Origin of the sequence: Leptospira abararensis (assembly GCF_016918735.1) — a bacterium.
Classification (GTDB): Bacteria; Spirochaetota; Leptospiria; order Leptospirales; family Leptospiraceae; genus Leptospira_A; species Leptospira_A abararensis.
This window is the reverse complement of record NZ_JAFFPR010000007.1, coordinates 1-23,129: the sequence shown is the minus strand read 5'-3', so window position 1 is coordinate 23,129 and position 23,129 is coordinate 1. Positions and strand designations below refer to the sequence as shown.

At 39.7% G+C, this 23,129-nt stretch carries 20 protein-coding genes and 1 tRNA gene; 18 read left to right on the top strand and 3 right to left on the bottom strand.

Annotation, left to right across the window (positions count from 1 at the left end):
* Nucleotide 1 precedes the first annotated feature (1 nt).
* From gspD to gspN, 11 genes are read left to right on the top strand one after another with little or no spacing between them, the layout of a single operon-like run.
* Complete coding sequence (gene gspD / locus JWG40_RS01330; RefSeq protein ID WP_205284090.1) at nt 2-1,765, top strand: type II secretion system secretin GspD; 1,764 nt, start codon at nt 2-4, stop codon at nt 1,763-1,765.
* Nucleotides 1,762-3,438, top strand: a complete 1,677-nt coding sequence (gene gspE / locus JWG40_RS01325; RefSeq protein WP_205284089.1) for a type II secretion system ATPase GspE — start codon at nt 1,762-1,764, stop codon at nt 3,436-3,438. Before gspD ends, gspE begins: the two co-directional genes overlap by 4 nt.
* Before the next feature lie 5 nt (nt 3,439-3,443).
* Nucleotides 3,444-4,670 carry a type II secretion system F family protein gene (locus JWG40_RS01320; protein WP_205284088.1) on the top strand — a complete coding sequence of 409 codons (1,227 nt, stop codon included), beginning with the start codon at nt 3,444-3,446 and terminating at the stop codon, nt 4,668-4,670.
* 5 nt (nt 4,671-4,675) lie between these two features.
* On the top strand, nt 4,676-5,137 hold the full coding sequence (locus tag JWG40_RS01315) for a type II secretion system protein GspG (protein WP_205284087.1): 462 nt from the start codon (nt 4,676-4,678) through the stop codon (nt 5,135-5,137).
* Nucleotides 5,112-5,744 (top strand): type II secretion system protein, encoded by a 633-nt coding sequence (locus tag JWG40_RS01310; protein WP_205284086.1) that lies wholly within the window; start codon nt 5,112-5,114, stop codon nt 5,742-5,744. Before JWG40_RS01315 ends, JWG40_RS01310 begins: the two co-directional genes overlap by 26 nt.
* Nucleotides 5,722-6,249 carry a prepilin-type cleavage/methylation domain-containing protein gene (locus JWG40_RS01305; RefSeq protein ID WP_205284085.1) on the top strand — a complete coding sequence of 176 codons (528 nt, stop codon included), beginning with the start codon at nt 5,722-5,724 and terminating at the stop codon, nt 6,247-6,249. Before JWG40_RS01310 ends, JWG40_RS01305 begins: the two co-directional genes overlap by 23 nt.
* Complete coding sequence (locus tag JWG40_RS01300) at nt 6,249-6,893, top strand: type II secretion system protein GspJ (protein WP_205284084.1); 645 nt, start codon at nt 6,249-6,251, stop codon at nt 6,891-6,893. The genes JWG40_RS01305 and JWG40_RS01300 overlap by 1 nt, the downstream gene beginning before the upstream one ends.
* Complete coding sequence (locus JWG40_RS01295; protein WP_232369096.1) at nt 6,856-7,956, top strand: type II secretion system minor pseudopilin; 1,101 nt, start codon at nt 6,856-6,858, stop codon at nt 7,954-7,956. Before JWG40_RS01300 ends, JWG40_RS01295 begins: the two co-directional genes overlap by 38 nt.
* A 2-nt stretch (nt 7,957-7,958) precedes the next feature.
* Complete coding sequence (gene pilM, locus JWG40_RS01290) at nt 7,959-9,581, top strand: cell division protein FtsA (RefSeq protein ID WP_205284082.1); 1,623 nt, start codon at nt 7,959-7,961, stop codon at nt 9,579-9,581.
* A complete protein-coding gene (locus JWG40_RS01285) occupies nt 9,581-10,105 on the top strand; it encodes a hypothetical protein (RefSeq protein ID WP_100720138.1) in 525 nt (174 codons plus the stop codon). The genes pilM and JWG40_RS01285 overlap by 1 nt, the downstream gene beginning before the upstream one ends.
* Before the next feature lies 1 nt (nt 10,106).
* Nucleotides 10,107-11,069: a type II secretion system protein GspN gene (gene gspN, locus JWG40_RS01280; RefSeq protein ID WP_205284081.1), complete on the top strand. Its 963-nt coding sequence runs from the start codon at nt 10,107-10,109 to the stop codon at nt 11,067-11,069.
* A gap of 296 nt (nt 11,070-11,365) precedes the next feature.
* Here the strand turns inward: gspN and JWG40_RS01275 are convergent, their stop codons facing one another.
* Nucleotides 11,366-14,986 carry a vitamin B12-dependent ribonucleotide reductase gene (locus tag JWG40_RS01275; RefSeq protein ID WP_205284080.1) on the bottom strand — a complete coding sequence of 1,207 codons (3,621 nt, stop codon included), beginning with the start codon at nt 14,984-14,986 and terminating at the stop codon, nt 11,366-11,368.
* A gap of 220 nt (nt 14,987-15,206) precedes the next feature.
* Between JWG40_RS01275 and JWG40_RS01270 the strand changes: the two genes are divergently transcribed.
* The 3 genes from JWG40_RS01270 to JWG40_RS01260 all read left to right on the top strand — a co-directional run bounded on the left by JWG40_RS01270 (nt 15,207) and on the right by JWG40_RS01260 (nt 16,751).
* Nucleotides 15,207-15,279: transfer RNA gene (locus JWG40_RS01270), tRNA-Asn, on the top strand.
* A 180-nt stretch (nt 15,280-15,459) separates the two neighbouring features.
* Complete coding sequence (locus JWG40_RS01265) at nt 15,460-16,038, top strand: L,D-transpeptidase family protein (protein ID WP_205284079.1); 579 nt, start codon at nt 15,460-15,462, stop codon at nt 16,036-16,038.
* 116 nt (nt 16,039-16,154) lie between these two features.
* On the top strand, nt 16,155-16,751 hold the full coding sequence (locus JWG40_RS01260; RefSeq protein WP_205284078.1) for an LBF_2127 family putative lipoprotein: 597 nt from the start codon (nt 16,155-16,157) through the stop codon (nt 16,749-16,751).
* Between the two features lie 67 nt (nt 16,752-16,818).
* On the opposite strand, the gene JWG40_RS01255 is transcribed toward JWG40_RS01260, so the two are convergent.
* Both JWG40_RS01255 and JWG40_RS20000 read right to left on the bottom strand, forming a co-directional pair.
* Entirely contained in the window at nt 16,819-18,285 is a 1,467-nt protein-coding gene (locus JWG40_RS01255) for a flavin-containing monooxygenase (RefSeq protein ID WP_205284077.1), read from the bottom strand.
* A 419-nt stretch (nt 18,286-18,704) separates the two neighbouring features.
* Nucleotides 18,705-18,833, bottom strand: coding sequence for a hypothetical protein (locus JWG40_RS20000; RefSeq protein ID WP_269751575.1), 129 nt, complete (start codon nt 18,831-18,833; stop codon nt 18,705-18,707).
* A 170-nt stretch (nt 18,834-19,003) separates the two neighbouring features.
* Between JWG40_RS20000 and JWG40_RS01250 the strand changes: the two genes are divergently transcribed.
* The 4 genes from JWG40_RS01250 to JWG40_RS01235 all read left to right on the top strand — a co-directional run bounded on the left by JWG40_RS01250 (nt 19,004) and on the right by JWG40_RS01235 (nt 22,925).
* Nucleotides 19,004-19,333: an ArsR/SmtB family transcription factor gene (locus JWG40_RS01250; protein WP_205284294.1), complete on the top strand. Its 330-nt coding sequence runs from the start codon at nt 19,004-19,006 to the stop codon at nt 19,331-19,333.
* On the top strand, nt 19,320-19,811 hold the full coding sequence (locus JWG40_RS01245) for an SRPBCC domain-containing protein (RefSeq protein WP_205284076.1): 492 nt from the start codon (nt 19,320-19,322) through the stop codon (nt 19,809-19,811). The genes JWG40_RS01250 and JWG40_RS01245 overlap by 14 nt, the downstream gene beginning before the upstream one ends.
* A 328-nt stretch (nt 19,812-20,139) precedes the next feature.
* Nucleotides 20,140-21,162 carry a hypothetical protein gene (locus tag JWG40_RS01240; RefSeq protein ID WP_205284075.1) on the top strand — a complete coding sequence of 341 codons (1,023 nt, stop codon included), beginning with the start codon at nt 20,140-20,142 and terminating at the stop codon, nt 21,160-21,162.
* A 461-nt stretch (nt 21,163-21,623) separates the two neighbouring features.
* Complete coding sequence (locus tag JWG40_RS01235; RefSeq protein ID WP_332470256.1) at nt 21,624-22,925, top strand: NHL repeat-containing protein; 1,302 nt, start codon at nt 21,624-21,626, stop codon at nt 22,923-22,925.
* Nucleotides 22,926-23,129 lie beyond the last annotated feature (204 nt).

The following is a 23,129-nucleotide window of genomic DNA, read 5'->3' as shown; positions in this document are numbered from 1 at the left end:
AATGAGAAATCGTCTTCCTTTAGTTGTACTTAGTATTTGCCTTTATCTAATTGTCACTCCGAGTTTTTCCCAAGAGAAAGGAAAACCAAAGACAAAATCCTCCCCAGAACCTGCCAGTTTTACGGCAGATTGGAGGGACACAGAACTCAAAGATTTCCTAATGGGAATGAGTGCCATCATCAAACGAAACATACTTATTGATGATTCTGTGAAAGGAAAGAAGATCACTATCATTTCACAAAAACGAGTGAAAATTGAAGACGCTTACGGATTTATGAAATCCGTTTTAGAGACACAAGGGTTTGGCCTCATTGAAGAAAATGATCTCATCAAAGTAGTAAAGATCAAAGATGCTCTAGCCAAGTCCCCGATCGTTCGGATTGGAAAGGACCCTGTATCGGAATCAGATGTAGCTTTAAATAAAACCATCACTCAAATTGTTCCTTTAGAATTTTCGAATGCGGTGGAACTAGAACCCATCCTTAAACGAGTCACATCTCCCGATACAGACATCATTATTCCAAAAAACCAAAACACTTTGATTTTTTCTGGATCCACATCGGACATCAACAAATTACTTAAGTTAGTTGATAACTTGGATGTTCGTGCTGATGGTCCCGGTTCCATCTCCTCTGCGGGAGATATTCATATCTACACTTTAGAATACAATGAAGCGGAAAAATTGGCTGCCATTTTAGTGAAATTAGATATGCCGGATGCACCTGTAGCTCCCACTCAAGGTCCTCCTGGTGAACCGGGTGCTGATGGCAAACCAGCACAGCCACCACAACCGGTGGCCGCTCAACAAACAAAGGTTCCTGGCAAACAAGATAAAATCAAAGCCGTAGCTCACAAAGAGTCGAATTCACTCATTGTGACAGCAACTCCCCAAGAATGGGAAGAAATTAAAAAAATCATCAAGATCTTAGACACCCCAAGAAAACAGGTGTTACTCGAAGTTCTTATCGTGGAACTTAGTTCTACTGACCTAAATGACTTTGGTATCGATTGGCGTTATCAAGAATTAGCTTATGGACAGTTTAACACAGGTCTTGCTGCCCAAGGGGGAGTGATTGATAAAAATGGAAGACCTACAAACGTAAACACTCTATCTGGTTTTTCCCTTGGTTTCATTCGCCGTGGGGGACAACAAATCATTGGTATTTTGAATGCGAATTCAACAAATGAAAATTTCAATGTATTGTCTGCTCCTCAGATTCTGACCTTGGACAACCAAGAAGCGGAAATCAATGTGGGGCAAGATGTTCCGGTCAGGACCCAAAACCGTAACGCCGGTCTTGGTGGGGACAACGCGGTTACTGTTGCCAACTTCGAATACCGACCAACAGGGATTAAATTAAAGTTCACTCCTCATATCAATAAAAACAATCGTATTACTCTCGATCTTTACCAAGAAATTAAAAACGTAGCTGGAATTTCTTCGGAAGCAACGGGGGGAAACCCAACGTTTAACAAACGGGATATCAAAACAACCATCGTTGTGGACAATATCCAAACGATTGTCATTGGAGGACTTCTCTCTAATGACAAACAAAAGAAAGTACAAAAGATCCCGATTTTAGGGGAGATTCCACTTCTTGGGACACTATTCCGCAGGACTACCAATCAAAATCGTAAAACTAATTTGATGGTGTTTTTAACACCGCACATTCTAGACGACCGAGACAAATCGGATCGTATGACCATCCAGAAGAAAAATGAACAAGAAAGGATGGTCGACGAACGAGAAAAGAAACTGCGATGAGAAAGAGTTTAGGTCAAATTTTATTAGAAGACGGGATCCTGACTCTTAAGGATCTCGAGGATATTTCCAAACAACAGGAAAAAACCAATCTTCCGATCACTCATATCATTCAGAAAAAAGGTCTCGCTTCTGAAACTGACATTCTAAAAGCCCTATCAAAACTCCATCGTATGGATTTTATCGACAAACTTGAGTTTGTTGCAAATGAAGAAGTATTTGGGAAAATTCCTTTAAAACTCGTCCAACGTTCCAAAATTGTTCCTGTTTCTGTGAAAGGCAAAAAAGTAATCGTTGCCACGTCTGACCCGACAGACCTTCATCCCATGGATGATATGCGTTCCTTCTTAAAAGGATACGAAATCCAATTCGTTCTCGCTACAGAAAACGAAATCATGAGGATTGTCCACTCTCAGTTCGACAAAACCACTGCCGAAGCCAAAGAGATGATGGATGAGATGGATGGAAGTTTTGGTGATCTTTCTGATGCTTTTGAATCGGATGCCTTAGATCTTTCTAACGAAGCTCCTATCATCAAGATGGTGAATGTTATTTTATCCCAAGCGGTTTCGGAAAGAGCTTCGGATATTCACGTGGAACCTTTTGAAAAATCAGTTGTTGTTCGTTACCGTGTGGATGGAGTTTTACAAAAGGTTTTAAATCCACCTAAGTCTTATTTGGCGGGAATCTCGACCCGTATCAAAATCATGTCCAATTTGAATATTGCAGAAAACCGGTTGCCTCAAGATGGAAGGATTAAACTTAGGTTAGCTGGGAAAGATGTTGATGTTCGGGTTTCCATCATTCCTTGTCAATTTGGGGAACGAATTGTAATGCGTATTTTGAATAAAACCGATCAAAAGTATTCGATCGATACGATGGGTTTTAATAAGGAAATCTTAAAAGATTTTAAAGAACTCATCTACAAACCTTATGGAATTATATTAGTTACAGGGCCAACGGGTTCTGGTAAATCGACAACCCTTTATTCTGCACTTTCTGAGATCAATACAGAAGAGAGAAACATCATCACTTGCGAAGATCCGGTGGAATACCAAATGGATGGAATTTCTCAAATGCAGATGAATGATAAAATTGGACTAACCTTTGCTGCAGGGCTACGTTCTATCCTTCGCCAAGATCCGGATGTGGTGATGGTAGGGGAGATCCGAGATGAGGAAACAGCAAGGATTGCCATCCAAGCATCCCTTACCGGTCACTTAGTTTTTTCCACTCTGCATACCAATGATGCCTCCGCTGCTGTCACACGACTTGTAGATATGGGAATTGAACCTTATTTAATTACAAGTTCGGTCCTTGGGTTTATGGCCCAAAGACTTGTCCGGGTCATTTGTAAAGATTGCAAAACAAGTTATAAACCAACAGACAAAGATTTGGCTGGCCTTGGGATATCCAGAAAAGAGTTAAAAAACGGGGTTCTCTATCGTGGAAAAGGTTGTGTATCCTGTCTAAACTCAGGATACAAGGGACGAACTGGTTTGTATGAACTTCTCATAATGAATGACGAAATCAAAAGGGCAATTTTGCAAGGTGCTGATTCCAATCGGATCAAAGAACTTGCGATTAAAAATGGTCTCTCCACACTCCAGGAGTATGGTAAATTCAAAGTGATTGAAGGTGTGACCACTCCAGAAGAAGTCCTTCGGGTATCTTAAATTTTATGCCACTTTTTACTTACGTTGCGTTCAACAGAAAAGGCAAAGAAGAAAAAAACATCATCGATGCGCCCAATCTGCAGGCGGCGCGTAACAAACTTAAGGCGAAGGGGCTTTACGTTCGTTCCATACAGGAAGACCGTGAAAAAGAGGAAAGAGAACTTTTTCCATTTTTATCTAAATTATTATACAGAATCCCTAGAAAGGATGTGGGACTTTTTTGTAAACAGTTGGGAACCCTCATTGGTGCGGGAATTCCGTTAGATAAATGTCTACTTTCCATTATTGACCAAGTGGAAAATATATATTTTAAAAAAGTTTTGATTGAGATGCGAGCGGATATCACAGAAGGAATGAGCCTTTCTGAGTCCATGAAAAAACACAAAACTGTTTTCCCTGACCAGTATCCTAGTTTGATTTCTGTGGGCGAATCTACAGGGAATTATGAAAACACCTTGCACCGGCTAGCGGAGTTGGAAGAAAAATCCTCTGAATTAAAATCAAAAGTCCAAGTGGCAATGATTTATCCCATGATTATGGGTTTACTTTCCCTAGGTGTTTCGATTTTTTTACTAGTTGTGGTCATTCCTCAAATTGAACAGCTGTTTGCTTCCTTTGATGCCAAACTTCCGCTCCTCACTCGTGGAGTCATATTTTTGTCTTATGTTCTTACTAACTATTGGTTTTTTATTTTAGGTGCGATTGCTGGTGGACTTCTCGGATTTATGAAATGGAAAAGTTCTGGGGAAGGGAAAAAAACTTGGGATAAATTCCTTTTGCGATTGCCTGTGATTGGAACCTTACTTCGTAAAATTTTAGTTTCCAATTTTGCAAGAAATCTATCCATTCTTCTGATGAACCGGGTTCCGCTCATTGTCTCTTTGAATATCGTTTCTGATGTGGTGGGGCACACCGTTTTTAAAGAAGAAATTGAAAGTGCTATCATCAAAATCAAAGAAGGGGGGAAACTTTCTGATTCCCTGCAAGGATCGCAAGTCCTTCCCCAGATGGTTCTTGGGATGCTCAGTGCCGGGGAAGCCTCCGATAAAGTTCCCGAAATGATGAATAAACTCTCGGAAATCTATGAATCCGAGGTCGACACGGCAATAAAATCTTTGACCCAATCATTAGAACCAATGATGATCATTGTAATGGGTGGAATTATTTTTACCATTATGGCGGCAATTATGACGCCTATGTACAAACTAACTCAAGAAATCCAGGGGATGTAGAGTTTATGAAAACTAAAGGGAAACACAGAAAGATTCGTGAGGGACTCACACTAATCGAGATTACAGTGGTAATGCTCATTTTAGGTTCACTTATGGCGATTCTTTACTCCAGTATCGGAAACCGGGGTGAAGGCGAAAAAAAACTGAAACTGAAAAACGATAGTGCCGTGTTAAAAACTGCATTAGAAAGATATTTAGAAGTTTATGATAAATATCCTTCGGAAGAACAAGGTTTACAAGCGTTAATCGAAAAACCGGACGATGATAAAATCGGTGACGATTACGAACCTATCATTCGTGAAAAGGCAGTTCTTAAAGATCCGTGGAAAACACCATATGTGTTGAAATTTGAAGGAGCTGTCCCTCAAATTGTTACCTTAGGTGATGATAAAAAAGAAGGTGGAGAAGGAAAAGCGAAAGACTTTAATATCCTTTCACCGGATGATTACCCAGCCGCTTTCCGATAAAATACCGCTTCTGAAAACCAAACGGAAATTACGCGATGGTCTCACGTTAATTGAGATCGTCGTTGTGATCTCCATCCTTGGGCTTATCATGGTGATCGTTGGAGGAACTCTCCGTAACCTGATCATTCCTTCTACCGAAGACATTGCTGTAAAATTGCAGGAATCCTTTAAATTCGGATACAACAAAGCGCAATTAACTAACCAAGCCGTACTCTTTCAGTATGATTTTGAAAAGAGGGATTACCAGTTTTTTCTTTTAAAAAGAGAGGAAGGGGGATTGGAAGAAGAAGCTATTTTGAAGAAAGTCACCCTTCCTTTTTATTCAAAAATCGTCAGCGTACGGGACTTAGGTGGAAAACCTCGTTCTGAAGGAAAAATCCGAATTGTTTTTACTCCGCAAGGAACCACTACAGATTTATTTTTATATGTAGGTTCAGATACAGAGATCAAACGAACCATTCAAATCTACCGCTACGGTGGAAAAATCAAAATTCACAAAACAGAATACTTTCCAGAACCTGAGACAAATTCCATTCAAAAGATATCTTATGGACTGGATGAAAGAGATGAACAGGTGGACTCTAATGCAAAAACCCAACCTAAGTAACAAATTTCGTTCGGCTTTTACCCTTTTTGAAGTCACCATTGCTATGGCTATGGCGGCTATGGTTATGACATACACTTATTCCTTAATTGCGGAAGGGATTTCATATCAGAAGAAAGCGGTTTTACTTGCCAATGCCGTTCATTTAGCAAAAATCAAAATGGCACAAGTGGATTCATCTACCACCATGCAGACAGACACCTCGCGTGGTTCAATTGATGCCTTCCCTGGATATACCTTTGAAACAGAAATCAAAGAAGAAGAAATGGATTTATTGAAACTTGCCGGAGGGCCCAATGCTGAAGCGCTCCGAAAAAAAGCACCAAAGGACATGTTAGGCGATAAAGATGTGGGTTTTAGTGACCTTATGAAAAAAAGAGGTCAGAAAAAAAGTTTTGAAACAGGCGGTGTTCTTAAAGTATTTCGAGTTAAGGTCTCTATTTTTTATACGGATGGGAACAAAAAAGAAACCTATAGTGTAGAAACGTTTCGGAGTACGAAATACTAATGTTTGTTGTGCCTAGGCATAAACGTGGATTTACCCTTGTGGAAATCTCTATCGTCGTCATGATAATGGCTGTGATCTTTACTGGAATTTTTTCTGTTTTTTATACAGCGAATAAAATTTCTAAAAAAGGTGCTTCAAATAAGGGTGCCAACAGAAAGGACATCCTGTATGCGATGGAGAATATCAGGGGAACTCTCGCTCGTACTTATTATATAGATAACCAAAAGAGAATTTTGTTTGTAGGCAAACAAGAAGGTGTGACAGGCGGAAGAAATGATCGGATCGTTTTTGCCACCGCCAATCCCAATTCAGAAGAAGAGGGCCAGGCGTCTGTTCGAGAAGTTTCCTTTTATTTACGAAAGATGCCGAATCCCAAAATGGACGGTTTGTCCTATCTGATTCGACGGGAAGATGAAATGATTGACACCTTTCCTACGCAAGGTGGCGTCGAACACGTCTTACTCGAGAACGTTAAGAGTTTTCAAATGAAATTTTCCGAACGTGGAGACAAATGGGTAGATGATTGGAATTCCCGAACTACCAAAAAAATTCCAAGACTGATTCGGTTTGAAATTATATCATTAGTGGGGAATGCCTTTGTTAAATATGAATCGCTTGCGCATCCGGTTATCCTCTATAAATAAGAAGACAAAAAAGGGGTTTATGGTCTATCTTCTTGTGATGGCCATTGGTACCGCTTCTATGTTTACGGCTTCCAAATTCTTTGAAGATGCCGCTACGGAATACCGAGTGGCCCGTTCCCAGGCCGATGGATTTCGAGCTCATATGTTGGCAAAGGCAGGATTTATGGGAGCAGTGGGAGCTTTGAAAAAAATCCCTGAAGAGGTTTTATACCAATCAGGTCTTGCCATGGACCCACCTCCGATCCCTCTCGGAGGTGGAGTCATTTATTACACGATGAGTCCGGAAGATGGAAAGATCAATATCAACTCTCTGGTGAAAATTTACGACGACCAACCGAACCAAAGAACCATTGAGATGGTGACTCGTCTCTTCTACCAATTTGGATTAAAACGAGAGATGATTTTCCCCATTTTGGATTGGATTGATGAAAATCATCAAGAGACTGGTGGTGGTGCCGAACAGTACTTTTACAACAGACTTTCGCCGCCGCGAAAAATCAAAAATGCCCCACTCTATTCGCTTTCAGAGCTCTTGAGTGTCAAAGGATTTGATCGGGCCACAGTTTATGAAAGTTTGAAGCCAAAGGATTATGATAAAAATAACTCCAAGGACTTTATGACAGAGGAGGAAAGGGCCCTTCGTTCCGATAAAGACTATGTGCTCTCCAATAATATCACGGCCTACTTACCGGCCGGGGATTCCTATGATGATAGAATCAATATCAATACGGCACCTTATTTTGTCCTAATATCCCTATCTGATTTTATGACCAAACAAGCCGCTATGAAAATTTTGAAACTCAAGTTGCAGAAAGGAGGCTATATTAAAGAATTGAAAGATCTGGAGACCGAACCAGAATTCCAAGTGAAAACGACAGGGGATCTCACTCTGTATAAGGAATTGGCGGGAGAAGGAACAGATGTCTCTGGTGGGCGAATCAAAACCAAAGGCGAAGTTTATAAAATCACAGGGGTTGGGATTATAAAGGATAAAGTGGTTCGAAAGGTTTCGGGTCTTTTTGACCTTACCAACAACCAAATGTTATATTATACTGAAGATTAATTATGTTATCATTTGACCAATACCTAGCTATCGATTATGGATCAACATTTCTAAAGGGAGTCCTTTTTAAAAAGGTACTCGGGAAAGTAGTGATCCTTCGCACAGAAAGTCTTCCCGTAGTGGAACTGGATGAATCCGAAGGAGATCCCTTTGAATACAATATCATCCGCTTCATACAAAGTTTTTTCCCCGAAGAAAATCGTTTTCTTCTTAATTTAGGAATTCATAATCTTTTTGTTCGGGATCTAACGGTACCATTGGTTTCTGAAAAAGCCATCCAAGAAGTGTTACCCTTTGAAGTAGAAAATTTAGTCCCTTATCCGATGGAGGAACTGGAAGTCATTGGCAAAACTTGGAGATCGAATAAAGAAAACTCAGAAGTTATATCCTTCAATGTCCACCATTCGGAACTCCTTCGGGCTTTAAAACCTTTTGCGAAGGGAGATCTTTCTTTATCTTGTTTGTCTCTGGATTCTTTTGCACTTTCTTCTTTGGTAACCAAAAACTACCCGTTGTTACTTGCAGAACAATCCATTCTTCAATTGGATCTTGGTGGTAAATATAGCATTCTAAATGTTCTTTTTGAAGGAAAACTTCGTCATACCCGCCAAATTTATATCGGAGGGGAAGATGTAAGTTTGGAGATTGCCAACTTACTAAAAATTGAATTGGAAGAGGCCCGGGCTTTGAAGGAATCCCTTCCTGTAGGTTTCCTTTTTGAAACTATAGAAAAGTCAGAAGAAACAAGTTTCTTTTCCAAGTATCACATAACAGCCACTCAGTGGAAATCTATACGAAAGTTTATTTTGGCAAAAATAGACCAACTCATCCACGAAGTAGAAAATAGTATCTTCTCACTTCCTGAAACAGAAAGGCCAAGTCTGATTCTTTTGTCCGGTGGGGCGAGTTTGTACCCAGGACTTACTGCTTATTTAGAAGATAAGTTAGGAATCAAAACCGGGCGTTATGAATTTTTAGGAATTAATGATCCCAGTTTTGTTACCGCAGTAGCTACGGGAACTCATTTTGAATCTCGTAATCGAGTAAATTTTTTAGAAACAGGATTTGCAAAAAAAATCCATACCAATCGGTTTAAGTTATCTGCTTTTAAGCCGCACCTAATTCTAGTAAGTATTTCACTTATACTTTTGTTTGGTGTCTTCTTAATTGGAATCATTTTGGATAAACGCAAAATTAATGCAAATAAACAAGTATTATTAGAAAAATATAAAAATGGGATTGGTGGAGAACTCGGTGAAGAGGAAGATCCACTCACTGAGGCCAATAAAAAACTAAAAGCAGAACGAAAGAAAACAGAAATTTACCGTTTGTTTCTTTCCCAAGAAAGTGTTTTGGATGTTTTGAATGAAGCTACCGAACAATTTCCTTCCCCCGAAGTATTGCCATTTATTTTGGACCAGTTTAATTTTGAAGAAAAAGAAATCCAGATTTATGGTAGGGTCAATGAATTTGGAGAAATTGGGACTATCCAATCTGCTTTAGAGAAATCTGAAAAATTTACCAATATACAAATTCAAAACAAAAGACTGATCACTGGAGTAAACAAATTCAAAGTCAGTTTTAAAATCAAAATGGATGTTGTGACTCCTAAGGATGAACCATAATGTTTGACAGGCTAAATGATAGAGAACGTGTCTTAGTCACTGGACTCATTAGTTTTGTGGCTCTTCTTGGGATTTATACCATTATCACTTTATTTTCTGATTTGAGAAATAGCTTAACAGAAGAAATTTTTGAAACTAGATCTCAGGCAACGGAACTTGATCGAGTGATCCGTGAGTATAACTATCTGCGCGGTTTGCAGTCTGGTGGAAGTGAAGAAGATGTCAGTGTCATGTATTCGAAACTGGATCAGATTCTAGTTAGATATAACTTAAAAGACAAAGTCCAAACCATGAAGGATACGAGTAATGTCATCCAAAAGGACTATAATAAAATTACTATTGATGTGTCTTTTCGTTCCGTTCTTTTGCAAGACATCATCAAACTTGTCTATGATATAGAGAAGAATAAACAAATTCAAGCAAAGGTAGACTTACTCAGTTTTAGAAAGCCATTTGCCGAAAAAGAAATATATGATGTAAACTTAAAAGTTTCATCCTATAGTCGTTTGTCCAAAGGGAAATAATATGCCAAAAGAAAGTGAATTGGAAGAGGATTTCCTTAATGAAGAAGACCAAGCGGTCCAAGAAAGTCTTTTGGACGATGATGGTAATTTGTATGATGAAGATGGTGACGAGGAACATACAAAGGTAAACCGTAAAGAAGTTATTACTCTTGTGACCATTGCCTTTGTTTCTTTTTTAGTATTTACTTTATTTATATTTCCGCTTAATGAAATTGTTCGTTCTGTTCTTATAAAAACGGGTAAAGAAACAGGGATCTTTATGGATGCAAAGGAAATCCGGTTCCCGATGATTGGAAGAAAATCTTTTGATAGTTTTGTTGCTAGTTTTCCATCCGGTACTTCGATTAAAGCAGAAGAAATTAGTTTAGGTGTTTCTCTCTTTGGACTTCTTCAGTCCCGTTTGGACGGGGATGCAAATATTGGGTATTTTAGTTTCGAAGGTAGTGAATGGGCTGCAAGTATCCAAACTTTAGACATTCCACTCCGCCTTTCACCATTGGATGATAAAATCACTAAATGGAATGGGGAAGGGGAGATTGACTTATCCGGTGGAAAAATCAAAGAATCGCCAGAGATTCCTTTTTTAGGAAGTTTGAAAGGAACTGACATTCGTAAGGCGAATATTCTTTTTAAAATTCGATCCGGGAAACTACTTTTGGAACGAGGAAGTTTGGAGTCGTCTCTTGCCAAATTCCAATTCCAGGGAGTGGTTCGTCTTTCAGATACATTGGCTTATTCACAATTGGACTTAAAGGTTTGTTTTTCTCTTACTGAAAAGTTTGCTCAGGAACGCCAAGATTTAGTAGGAATGGTCGCCCTCCTTCCGCAAGAAGGGGGAAAAACTTGTATCCCGATTCGAGGAACTTTTTCTTCTCCTAAAGTGGACCTACCCAACTTAAACCAATTAGGTGGTGCACCAGCTAAATCAGAAGAAACATCGATTGAACCTGCTCCTGTGCCTTAAAACTCCCTAAATTTCTATTTTTATAAGTGAATGCATAATAGAAGAAGGGAGATAACCCTCTTTGTTTTTGCTTTCTCGATTATTGGGTAGCTTTTAACCTAATGATGAATAAAACATCAACCAATATTTTATAGTTCAGTTTTTAACGCGTTTTAGTAAGTTAATGTTTCTTGATTATCCAATTCGTTAGATATACTTTAGACAAAAAAAGAGACCTCAACATGAGATCTCTTTTCAATTTCCAAGAGCCAAACCCCTAATGTAAAATCAGAGTTTGGCGATAATTGTTTTTGGTTTTAGGAACAACCAGTTGTGGATCCACAAGAGATACACTTGAGGCAAGCTCCGTTACGTACCATTTGGAAGGATCCACATTCTGTACAGGAATCTCCCGTATAACCTTTGGTCCTTGCTTCGGCAATGATTTTGAGAGTTGCCGCAGCAGACTGTGCAGCCGTTGGTTGTGTTGTTCCACTAGCCACTGCCACCGGTTCCGGTTTTTCTTCCAATACAGACTTCATAGAAATAGGGGCAACTTGTAGCGGAGCACGAAGCCCGCTACTTTCCTGCTTTCCCACCAGATCCTTTGCCGGTTCTGCTTTTCTTCCTACTTCATCCGTTCTTAGGTCTTCGGGAGATACTTGCGCCAAGTCGTATCTACCAAGGTAAGTGATGGCAAGTTCTCTAAAGATGTAATCGATCACAGAGGTTGACATCTTAATATGAGGGTTGCCAGAAACCATTCCGTTTGGTTCAAATTTGAAGAATGTAAACGCTTCTACAAATTCTTCTAGGGGAACTCCGTGTTGTAGGCCAAGAGAAACTGCTATCGCAAATGCGTTCATTAAAGAACGGAAAGCCGCTCCTTCTTTATGCATATCGATAAAGATCTCACCAAGTTGGCCATCTTCGTATTCACCCGTGCGAAGGTATACTTTGTGTCCCCCAACCATAGCTTTTTGTGTATAACCCGCACGACGGTGTGGGAGTTTTCTCCTTTCCGAAATGTATTTATACACAAGTTTTTCTGCCACTTCAGTCACCGTTTTTGGAGCAGAAGAAGTTTGGAGTTCTTCCTCTTCTTCACCCACAGCACTTAACAACTGGAATACTGAGTTAAGTGGTTGTGAAAGTTTAGATCCATCGCGGTAAAGAGCGTTTGCTTTGATCATCACTTTCCAAGACATGAGGTATGCGTTTTTCACATCCTCGATGGTTGCCTCCTCAGGAAGGTTGATCGTTTTGGAGATAGCACCCGAAATGAATGGCTGAGCCGCAGCCATAATTCGGATATGTGATTGATAGGATAAAAATCGTTTTCCGTATTTTCCACATTTGTTTGCACAATCAAAAACTGCTAAGTCTTTCTCTTTAATAAAAGGTGCATTTTCGATAGTCATCGTTCCGCAAACATAATCGTTTGCCTGAGCGATTTCATCTGCCGAAAATCCCAATGTTTCCAAAAGATTAAAACTCATGGAGTTGTAAACATTTGATTCAATTCCTAATGTTTTTGAAAGGAAATCTTCACCTAGCGTGAATTTATTGAATGCGAATTGGATATCGAAAACAAACGGAAGTTGTTTTTCGAGTTTTTCCAATACATCTTCTGTAAAACCTTTTTCTTTCAAACGAGCCGTATTCACACCTGGTGCGCCGTTGAAAGTAGCATGGCCTTTACAGTAGTTGACTATTGCATCTTGTTCAGCTTGGCTATAACCAAGTTTTTTCAATGCAGCAGGCACTGATTGGTTGATGATTTTGAAATAACCACCACCAGCCAATTTTTTGTATTTCACAAGAGCAAAGTCCGGTTCAATTCCTGTTGTATCGCAGTCCATAACAAGGCCAATGGTTCCCGTAGGTGCAATCACTGTTACTTGAGCGTTGCGGTATCCATACAATTCACCAAGCTCTAAAGCTCTGTCAGAATCTTCTTTTGCTGCTTCGAGTAAGTAAGATGGAAGAAACGATGGATTGATTCCTACTGGAGTGATGGTAAGGCCTTCGTATTCTTCTTTCGGTGCATTGTAAGCAGCACGTCTATGGTTACGAATCACTCGGAGCATATGGTCCTTGTTTTTTTCGTATCCCGCGAATGGTCCAAGTTCCTTTGCCATTTCAGCAGAAGTTGCATACGAGGACATATGCATGATGGAAGAGATCGCACCAGTGACAGCCATAGCTTCTTGTGAATCATAAGGAATTCCCATGATCATAAGAAGGGAACCAAGGTTAGCATAACCGAGTCCTAAAGTTCGGAACTTATAAGATAGTTCCGCAATTTCTTTGGAAGGGAACTGAGCCATAAGCACAGAAACTTCTAAGATAATGGTCCAAACTTTGTTTAAGTAGCGGTATCCTTCTACATCAAAACTTCCATCTTCTTTTAAGAATTTAACAAGGTTCGCGGATGCTAAGTTACAAGCCGTGTTGTCGAGGAACATATACTCGGAACATGGGTTCGAAGCATTGATGGCACCGTCTTCAGGGCAAGTATGCCATTCATTGATCGTGCTATGATACTGCGTTCCTGGATCTGCAGAATTCCAAGCAGCATTCGCAATTTTTTCCCAAAGGTCACGGGCACGTAAAGTTTTAGAAGGTTTTGCTTCACGACCCGCAGCACGAGCTCTCTCTTTTTCTGTTCGGAAATAGAGGTTAAAAGGAAGATCTTTTTCGACTGCTTCCATAAACTCATTGGTGATTCGCACAGAGTTATTTGAATTTTGTCCAGAAACCGTATTGTAAGCTTCCGATTGCCAATCGGTTGTCAACTCTTCAAAAAGTAGGTCTTTGTAACCTTGTCTAGAAAGGTCAATCACTCGTTTGATGTAGTTGTCTGGAACAAATGCTTTCCTAGCTTTTTGGATCGCTTTTTTAAGGTCCACATTGGCAGTAGGGTCGTATGCTTCTTCACCAAGAGTTTGTTTGGCGGAAGAACAGGCCGTCATAATATCGTTTAAGAGGCGGTTGTTAAGGATAGATCCCGTAACAAGGGATGCCACTTTTTTCTCTTCTTGGACTTTCCAATCGATGAACTCTTCGATGTCTGGATGGTCCATGTCAAGACAAACCATCTTCGCTGCACGACGAGTGGTTCCCCCTGATTTAATCGCACCTGCCGCTCTATCACCGATCTTTAAGAAAGACATAAGACCAGAACTTTTACCACCGCCAGAGAGAGGTTCATTGGCAGAACGTAAATTCGAGAAATTGGTTCCTGTTCCCGATCCGTATTTGAAAAGGCGAGCTTCCCGAACCCAAAGGTCCATGATTCCTCCTTCATTCACTAAATCGTCATCCACGGATTGGATGAAACAGGCATGAGGTTGCGGGTGTTCGTAAGAAGAGGCAGATCTTACTAGTTTTCCCGATTTTGGATCCACATAATAATGTCCTTGTGACTTTCCATCAATTCCGTAAGCCCAGTGGAGTCCTGTATTGAACCACTGCGGGGAATTGGGCGCAGCCATTTGGCTTGCGAGCATAAAAATAACTTCTTCATAGAAGACACGAGCACTGTCTTCATCGGTAAAATAACCGTGTTTATAACCCCAATAAGTCCAACATCCCGCAAGGCGGTGGAAAACTTGTTTAGAATCAGATTCTCCCACAAATCGGTCTTCTGGATTGAGAGCGGAGAGCTTTTCCTCATCGGGAACGGAACGTTGTAACCATTCAGGAATTCCTTTTTCAGCAACTTTCTTAAGATATTTGGGAACACCTTTCCTGCGAAAGTATTTCTGCGCGAGGATATCTGTTGCTACTTGCGACCAAAAATCCGGAACTTCGACTCCGTTAGCCTCAAATACAACGGATCCGTCCGTATTCGTAATTTTAGAATCCTTACGGACCCAAGTTAAATTCGGGTATAAACCCTTATTCCCTTTGGTAAAATGCCTCTCAATTTTCATGCAGACCCCATCTACAACAACATATACAATTTCTATTTTTTCCCCTACCAGGAGCGGAGAGGATTATGTCACAATGAGGGAATCTTTAGTTGGAAACATCTATTTTTTCAGCTTACCTTCCCTGATTTATTAGAATTTTTTCAATATTTCTGTAGGCTCTGAATGTTTTTTTTCGTTGACCTAGCGACCTTCCTACGTAGCATGGTCACAGATTCGAGATTCCCCTTTAGCTCAGTCGGTAGAGCAAATGACTGTTAATCATTGGGTCGCTGGTTCGAGCCCAGCAGGGGGAGCAGGTCTTGACTCAATGAGTTTTGAAACACCTGAACTCTACAAAAATCTCCACACTTTCTCTCAGTTTTTTAGGATTCTCCCTTAAATTCAAGTTATTTCCCGCGCTCTCTACTCACTTTTTTCCCGTTCTGACTTGTTTTTTCTTCCTTATTTCATTTTTTCCTTTGCGAAGTGAGGACATGAAGGAAGCACTGAACCCCCATTGGAATTCAGAACAAATTCTTTTCATTACTGCTTCTTCCAAAGAAAATCTCGGTTATTTGGATTTTTATACAGTTCACCAAGGGGATTGGACTCCTGTTCTCGAAAAAATCCCTGTTCGTTTGGGGCGAAATGGCCTGATCCTCAGTAATGAAAAAAGAGAAGGGGATGGACATACTCCCGCAGGTGTTTTTCCTATAAAAAGAATCGTAGGCAAACAAAAAAGGGAAATTCGAAACTTAGAATATACTCAAATTAGAAAAAACCACCACTGGAGTGACTCGCCTATTTCTAAAAATTACAATCAACTGATCAACCGTTTCGAAAAAGGAGCCGTTTCCCTGTGGAGTCCCTATATTTATGACTTATTCATAGTGATCGAACACAATACTAAACCGTCTTTCCCAGGTTTAGGAAGTATGATTTTTATTCATCCTTGGAACGAAGACAAATCTACCTCTGGTTGTGTTGGGGTATCAAAGGAGATATTGGAAAAAATTGTTTCTTTGTTAGATGGTGGTAAAAAACCAATGATTATCTTGGAATTTCTCGATTAATTCAGTTTTTCTTGAATTAAAAATGACTGAGATCTTTAATTTTTCTAATCAAAATATGTCTTAAATACGTCATGATACACTTGACAACTGTTAGGTCTTTTCGTTTTAATCTACAAATGCGTTCCCTAATATTGGTTCTGTGCCTTTTCGCTAGTTTTCTGTCTTGCCAAGTAGATATAAAACAAATTCCTCCTGCAAAACAAGATTCTCAAATTCTCATTTCGAAATTTCCAAATCAAGTTTTTATAGGAAAATTTGATATCATCACCCCGGATCGATTGTCCTTTGTTGCTGGTTGGAAATCTGTATTTATAGATTATCTCAAATCCACTCGATTATTTAGTAAAGTATCTGCCCCTAATGAATCTACTAAAATGGCAACGGACGATTTTATTTTGGATGTGACCATTCTTCCGAAATACTCTGATAGTTATAACTATTGGTGGACTTGGCCTGCAATATATCCGTTAGTTGGTTATTGGCCAATCCAAATCAGAGAAACCAATTATAAGGTTCAAATCGAATATAGTTTGTATAAAGGTACACAAGTGTATGCTTCCAATACAATCGCCGAAGAGGCAGAAATGACAGTGGAGATTTATGGTTTTTATCGGACTGCGAATATTGAGAAGATGATTGAAACCACTAACTTACTGGTTCTAGACAAAACCTTAAAAGACATTGAATCTAAATTACAGAATTCACAGAAATAATATCAGATAAAAAAACGGTCTCTATAAATAGAGACCGAAGTGATGTTGTATGGGCTGTAAATTCGAATCACAAGGATTTTATCGCAAAGTCCTTATAATCAGGGGTTTTCATCTCTTTTTCCCAACGACTCCATGTATAAGGCCACATAGCCGGATCTCCGTCTGGGTCTAAATACCAACTTTGGCAACCACCGAGCCAAACCGTATTTCCCATTCCTGCCTTGAGATAAGCTGCAAATTGTTTTAATGCCTCTTCTGTGGTTTCAATTTCATCAAATTTCTTTTTTCTCCAATCTTGGATAATTTTCATTACATACTTAGTTTGCACTTCACTCATAGCAATGACAGAAAAGTTTCCGATAGGTGTATTTGGCCCGAGCATGAGAATAAAGTTCGGAAAGTGGGGAATGAATAGGGAACGATAGGCCTGAACTTTCTTTTTCCAAACGGATTCAATGCTAATTCCATCTTTCCCTGTTAGATTCATTGGCCTCATAAAGTTAAAGGGATGGAACCCAGTCGCAAGAATTAAAACATCTAGTTCGTGAAGTGTTCCATCTTTAGTAAGAACTCCCTTTTCTGTAATTTTTTCAATCCCTTCTGTCACTAAATCTGCATTGGGTTTTTGGATGGCCTCGTAGAAAGTTGAGTTCACGATGACTCGTTTACAACCCACTCGGTAGTTAGGTGTTAGCTTTGCGCGAAGTAATGGATCTTTAACAGAAATTCGGAGATTTCTTTTGCAAAGAAAGCTCATCAGCATATGTGGGATTTTTTTACCGATTACTGCCTTCGAAAAAGTCTGTTCTACGGCAAAGGTATACCATTTGTGGAATCGTTTTAAAATATTAGGTTCCTTTCTCCATTTTTTTTTGTCTTCTTCGGTATAGTTGGTATCGGGAACTTTTACAATCCATTGGGGGGTTCTCTGAAACACTGAAACTTTTTTCCCTACTTTGATCATTTCAGGAATCACTTGTGCTGCTGTAGACCCGGTTCCAATGACCCCGATTCGTTTTCCTTTTAAATCTACTGAATGATCCCATTCGGCTGTATGAAAACATTTGCCTTGGAAGGAATTTAATCCCTGGATTTCTGGCCTGGCAGGGTGGTGTAAAATTCCTGTTGCCGAAATCAAAAAATCGGAGTTATAGGTTTCCCCTTGATTGGTTTTAGTCGTCCACTTTCCATTGTTATACGATGCTTCCGTAACCGCTTCATTGAAATGAATTTTCGGAGTGACTTTGTATTTATCGCTTACTCTTTTGAAGTAGGCTTGGATTTCATCCCCATGGGCAAAACGGTGGCTCCACTCTGGATTTGGCTCAAAACTATAAGTATACATATGGGCAGGAATGTCGCAAGCAACCCCGGGATAGGTGTTTTCTCTCCAAGTTCCGCCTAAGTCACTTTTTTTCTCTAAAATGGTAATGTCCGTGATACCTGCTTTTTCTAATTCAATCGCAAGTAGGATGCCAGTCATCCCAGCACCTATGACCACAACAGAAGGATTTCTAAGAAGTGATGTTGTCATCTGTTTCCTCGTTTAGTATTTTTTCCGAACTTTGTTATGAGAACATTGTTCCGTAATTCGCCACTGACAGAGAATGACATAGGTTTGGGATTTGTTTGCAATAAAAAAAACATATGTGTGATAAAAAAGGAAATTTGAATTTTTAAATTAGAATCATAGTGATTCTAAAATTTGATTCGTTGAACAGGGTGCGATTTTGTTCAGATATGGGCCGGCTTTAGTGTGTTATGTGGTTGGTTTTAGAAAACTTAATTCAAAATGAAGATATTTTGGTTTTTTATAATCTCAGAGAATATAATATTTAATGACTTCCAAATTATCTAAAACTTGGTTTTTTCCAGTTTAATATTCAATTCTACACTCAATGATATGTAAGTATTATAGTGAATATCTACATATCATTTTCATAGATTGGCATTTCACTTTTTGGAATTCTTTGACGGTTTTAAGCCTGGAGTATTCCCTTGTGTGTCTTTGTTATCGCGTCGTCTTTGGTCTGGTTTCCCAGTGGATTTTGCAATTGGTTTTGGACCTGGTTTTAATCCCATATCAAATCACCTCTTCACTTAAATTATGCTAACTATACATGAGTATATATGTTTGATCCGAATTTGTCAATACTCTACATAGAGAAAATTAAATGTTAGCAAATTGGGACTCAGGTAATTGAATTATTTAAGCATTGACTTAATTAAGTAAACTATATATAATGAATTTCATGAATGCTTTTGCTGCTTTAGCAGATGATACGAGAAGGGATATTGTAAGACTTGTGGCAAAAAACGGGGAACTGACCTCCACAGAAATCAGCCAAAATTTTCAAATGAGTCCTCCCGCAATTTCGCAACACCTGAAAGTGCTAAAAGCAGCAAATATCCTTCAGATGAAAAAGGATGCGCAGAAACGTATTTATAGTCTGAATCAATCGGGAATGAAAGAGATGGAAGATTGGATGATTGAAATCAGGAATCTATGGACCAAACGTTTAGACAAATTGGATCGATATGTAATGAAACTAAAAATGGAGAGATCCCATGATAAAAAATAATACAGAGACAATCATAGAGAACAATAAGGTGACTTATAAAAGATATTTTGACGTATCAGCTGATTTACTTTTTGAAGTCTGGTCGCAAGGAGAACACCTTACGGAATGGTGGGGTCCCGATGGCTTTACATTAACCATCAATAGTTTGGATTTTTCAAACGGTGGTATTTGGGATTTTGTAATGCATGGTCCCGATGGGCATAACTACAAAAACAAAATTCAATTTATAGAGATCAAAAAACCTTTTTCCATTACCTATAAACATATTGGAGATGGAGAGGGCGACGAGGATGTGGACTTCCAATCGCGAATCGTATTTGAAGGAGCAGGGGAAGGAACTAATCTCATCATGGAACAGATTTTCTCTAGTAAGGCAGAGCTGGAACGAGTGAATGCGAAATACGGAGCTATTGAAGGTGGGAAAGAACATATCGGAAACTTGGCTAAGTACTTAGAAAGAATTTCCAAAACAAACTGAATCTGTAAAAAAGTAGGATTTTGTTTCTTATACTTGGTAACAATCTTTCCTAGGAAATAGGAGAAAAGATTCCTGAAATTTTTTAAACCATATTTGTTTCCCTAAACCTGCTCTCTGATGAACCGAGGTAATTTCTTAGTTAGAGGATTCTGTCTTTTTATTTATATTCAGTGAAATATTTATTAGTCGACATTGGTTGACCAACGTTCTGAAATGCCAAAAATGTGCAAAAGACAGGGAAAACCCTAGAGAGCAGAACTCTGGTTCTGGGGATACTACTAGGTTGGTCCGCTGTTTTTTGCAAAAAGAGTGAGAAAAATATTCAATCATGATGAATTCGACCCGACAAAATACCCTTCTTATGCTAGTCCTTTTTATCTTCTCCTGTTCTCCAGAAAAAGATAACGATTTCTCCGCAATATTAGCCTTTCTTGCCACTAATTCCGCAGGAACGACAGCAACTACCACTAGAACTTATAACTGCGCCGATGATGGCACTACCTGGACGACGCGTTCTGCAGTAGAAGCGAGCAATTGGAATACCATAACCTATGGAAATGGACTATTTGTTGCTGTAAGCCGTGGTACGAATCGAGTTATGACCTCTTCCGATGGGATTACCTGGACTGCACGAAACGGAGCTGCTGCGAACGATTGGAGTTCGGTAACCTATGGAAATGGTCTTTTTGTAGCTGTATCTTCAAATGGTTCAAATCGAGTTATGACTTCACCGGATGGGGTAACATGGACCGCGCGAACTGGTGTACCAACGTATAGTTGGAAAGGAGTGACCTATGGAAATGGCCTTTTTGTGGCTACATCCACTTCCGATACGAATCGTGTCATGACCTCACCAGATGGGATCACCTGGACAGAGCGTACGGGCGCACCAGCTAACAATTGGTATTCCGTAACGTACGGGAATGGTTTATTTGTGGCTGTAGCGAGTACTGGCTCAGATAGGGTCATGACTTCAACAAACGGGATTACTTGGACGGCGCGATCTGCCTCTGAACAGAACAGTTGGTATTCCGTAACATATGGGAATGGTTTATTTGTAGCAGTAGCGGGTGATGGCACAAATCAAGTCATGACTTCAACTAACGGTATCAACTGGACGGGACGTTCCGCCACACATGCATATACTTGGCTTAATGTAACTTATGGTGATGGGCTTTTTGTAGCGGTATCATTAGATGGTACGAGTCAACAAATCATGACCTCAACGGATGGTATAACCTGGACGGCTAGAAACACGGGAGGATCGCTTTCATGGAGTCAGGTGGCCTATGGAAATGGTCTTTTTGTTGCTGTGGCGCCTGGGAATATTATCACTTCCAATTGCAATTGAGGATGAAGCACTCGACCTAAATTAAAAAATGTATCTAAAGCAGCCTTCGTTTTTCCAAATCATTGGTAAACCCAATCTCAAGGAAAACAGAGCAGGAAGGATGGAATCAAAAGTATGGTGTCACTGAAAGTTGAGTACAACAGCTAGGATGATTTTTCGCACCGAGGATAGGGGAGGATTATCCTCTCTTTGTCTTTTCCCACCTTTCCCCTAATGAATACAATTTGCACTTACTCAAGCATTGGAAATTTTGCATGGAGGTGATTTCCGCAAACTTCGAAAAAAAGATTTTGGTTATTTTTCCATTCTTGGAAATATATTTGATCGACAATAGTTGGTTAGTGTTTAGTACTACCAAAAATGTCGAAAACACTAGGGAAAAGCCTAAAAGGGAAAGGTTCTGAGATTTTCCCAATACTCTCTCACTGCTTTTGGCACCAATGGAGAATCATAAACTAAAAGTGTTTCTGAAATCTAAGACTAGCTTATCTCTAAGTGCTTTGCTGATTTTCCTCAGTTTGTACGATTGCTCTACTTTCGAATGGGGAAATCCTTGTGATCCCGCAAACAATACATATTGGGAAACCTTATTTTTAAAAGAAACTCTACGAGACATTACGCCGCATTGCGTAGGTGTATCCGCTAAAACTGCTGTTATATTCACTAATTTCCAGAGTGCTGACATTGTCATTGGCCAGCCCGATTTTGAGACTAAAAACTCTATTTTGTCGGGAGCAAGTTTGAACCAACCGGGACCAGTTACAGTTAGTGGTAATAAATTGTATATATCCGATTCCAGAAACCATCGTATTTTGGGTTATCATCAGATTCCTAGTTTGAATGGCGCTACAGCAGATTTTGTGATCGGCCAAACGGATTTTATTTCTACCCTTGTTGCAATTCCTCCATCGGCTACATCTTTTAGATACCTTTGGAACGTTGCGTCCTCCAATGACAAGTTATTTGTCGCTGACACTACTAATAACCGTCATTTGATCTATAACTCGTTACCAACCGCAAACGTAGCCGCTGATGTTGCGTTAGGTGTTCCTGATTTTACAACGATCGGCGGTGGAACCTGTTCGAACACAGATTTGTTAGGAAGTGAGGGAGTTTCCACAGCCAATGGTAAATTATTTGTCGCTGATGAAGGACATCATCGCGTTTTGATTTGGAATACAATACCCACTTCTAATCATTCTCCGGCCGACGTTGTACTTGGCCAGGCTGATTTCACTTCCTGCAGTCCCAACCGAGGAGGACCTACACCAACCGCAAGCTCTCTTTCAACTCCCGGTGGGGTTTGGTCAGATGGTACCAGATTATTTGTTGCGGATTCATTTAACGGAAGAGTGTTGGTCTGGAATACGATTCCTACGACTAACGGCCAACCTGCGGATCTGGTTTTGGGCCAGTCCTCTATGGAGAGTGCGGTCTCCACCACAACGGGTGGTGGTTTCCAGGTAGGTGGTGTTTATAATGTTTATTCTAACGGAGTGCAGTTGGTCATAGGTGACGCATACAACCATCGGGTTTTAATCTGGGATTCAATTCCTACTGGAAACGGACAGGCTGCAGACAAAGTTTTGGGTCAAAATAATTTTACGAACAATTCCGCAAACGACGACGGGCAGACCGGAGTTGCAGGAGTTAACCCAACAGCAAGAACCCTTTCAAATCCATTTGGAGTCTATATGGTCGGCAAACTATTGTTTGTAAGTGATTTTGATAATAACCGTATTCTCATATTCAAGGGAAAATAAATTCTATTTTCAAAGTCATTTCTCTCCGTATTTTTCGGGAAAGCCAAACTCGAGAAGCTATTTCTATAGGATTCGCAGCTTTGGGAAAAGCTCTTCAAAAAACCTGAAGAGAGGTAGAATGTTACTTCGAATACTTTTACTTTTGAAGCATTATTTTGATTTGGAATACTATTAATTATGAGGCAATATGGCACTCGTATTGAA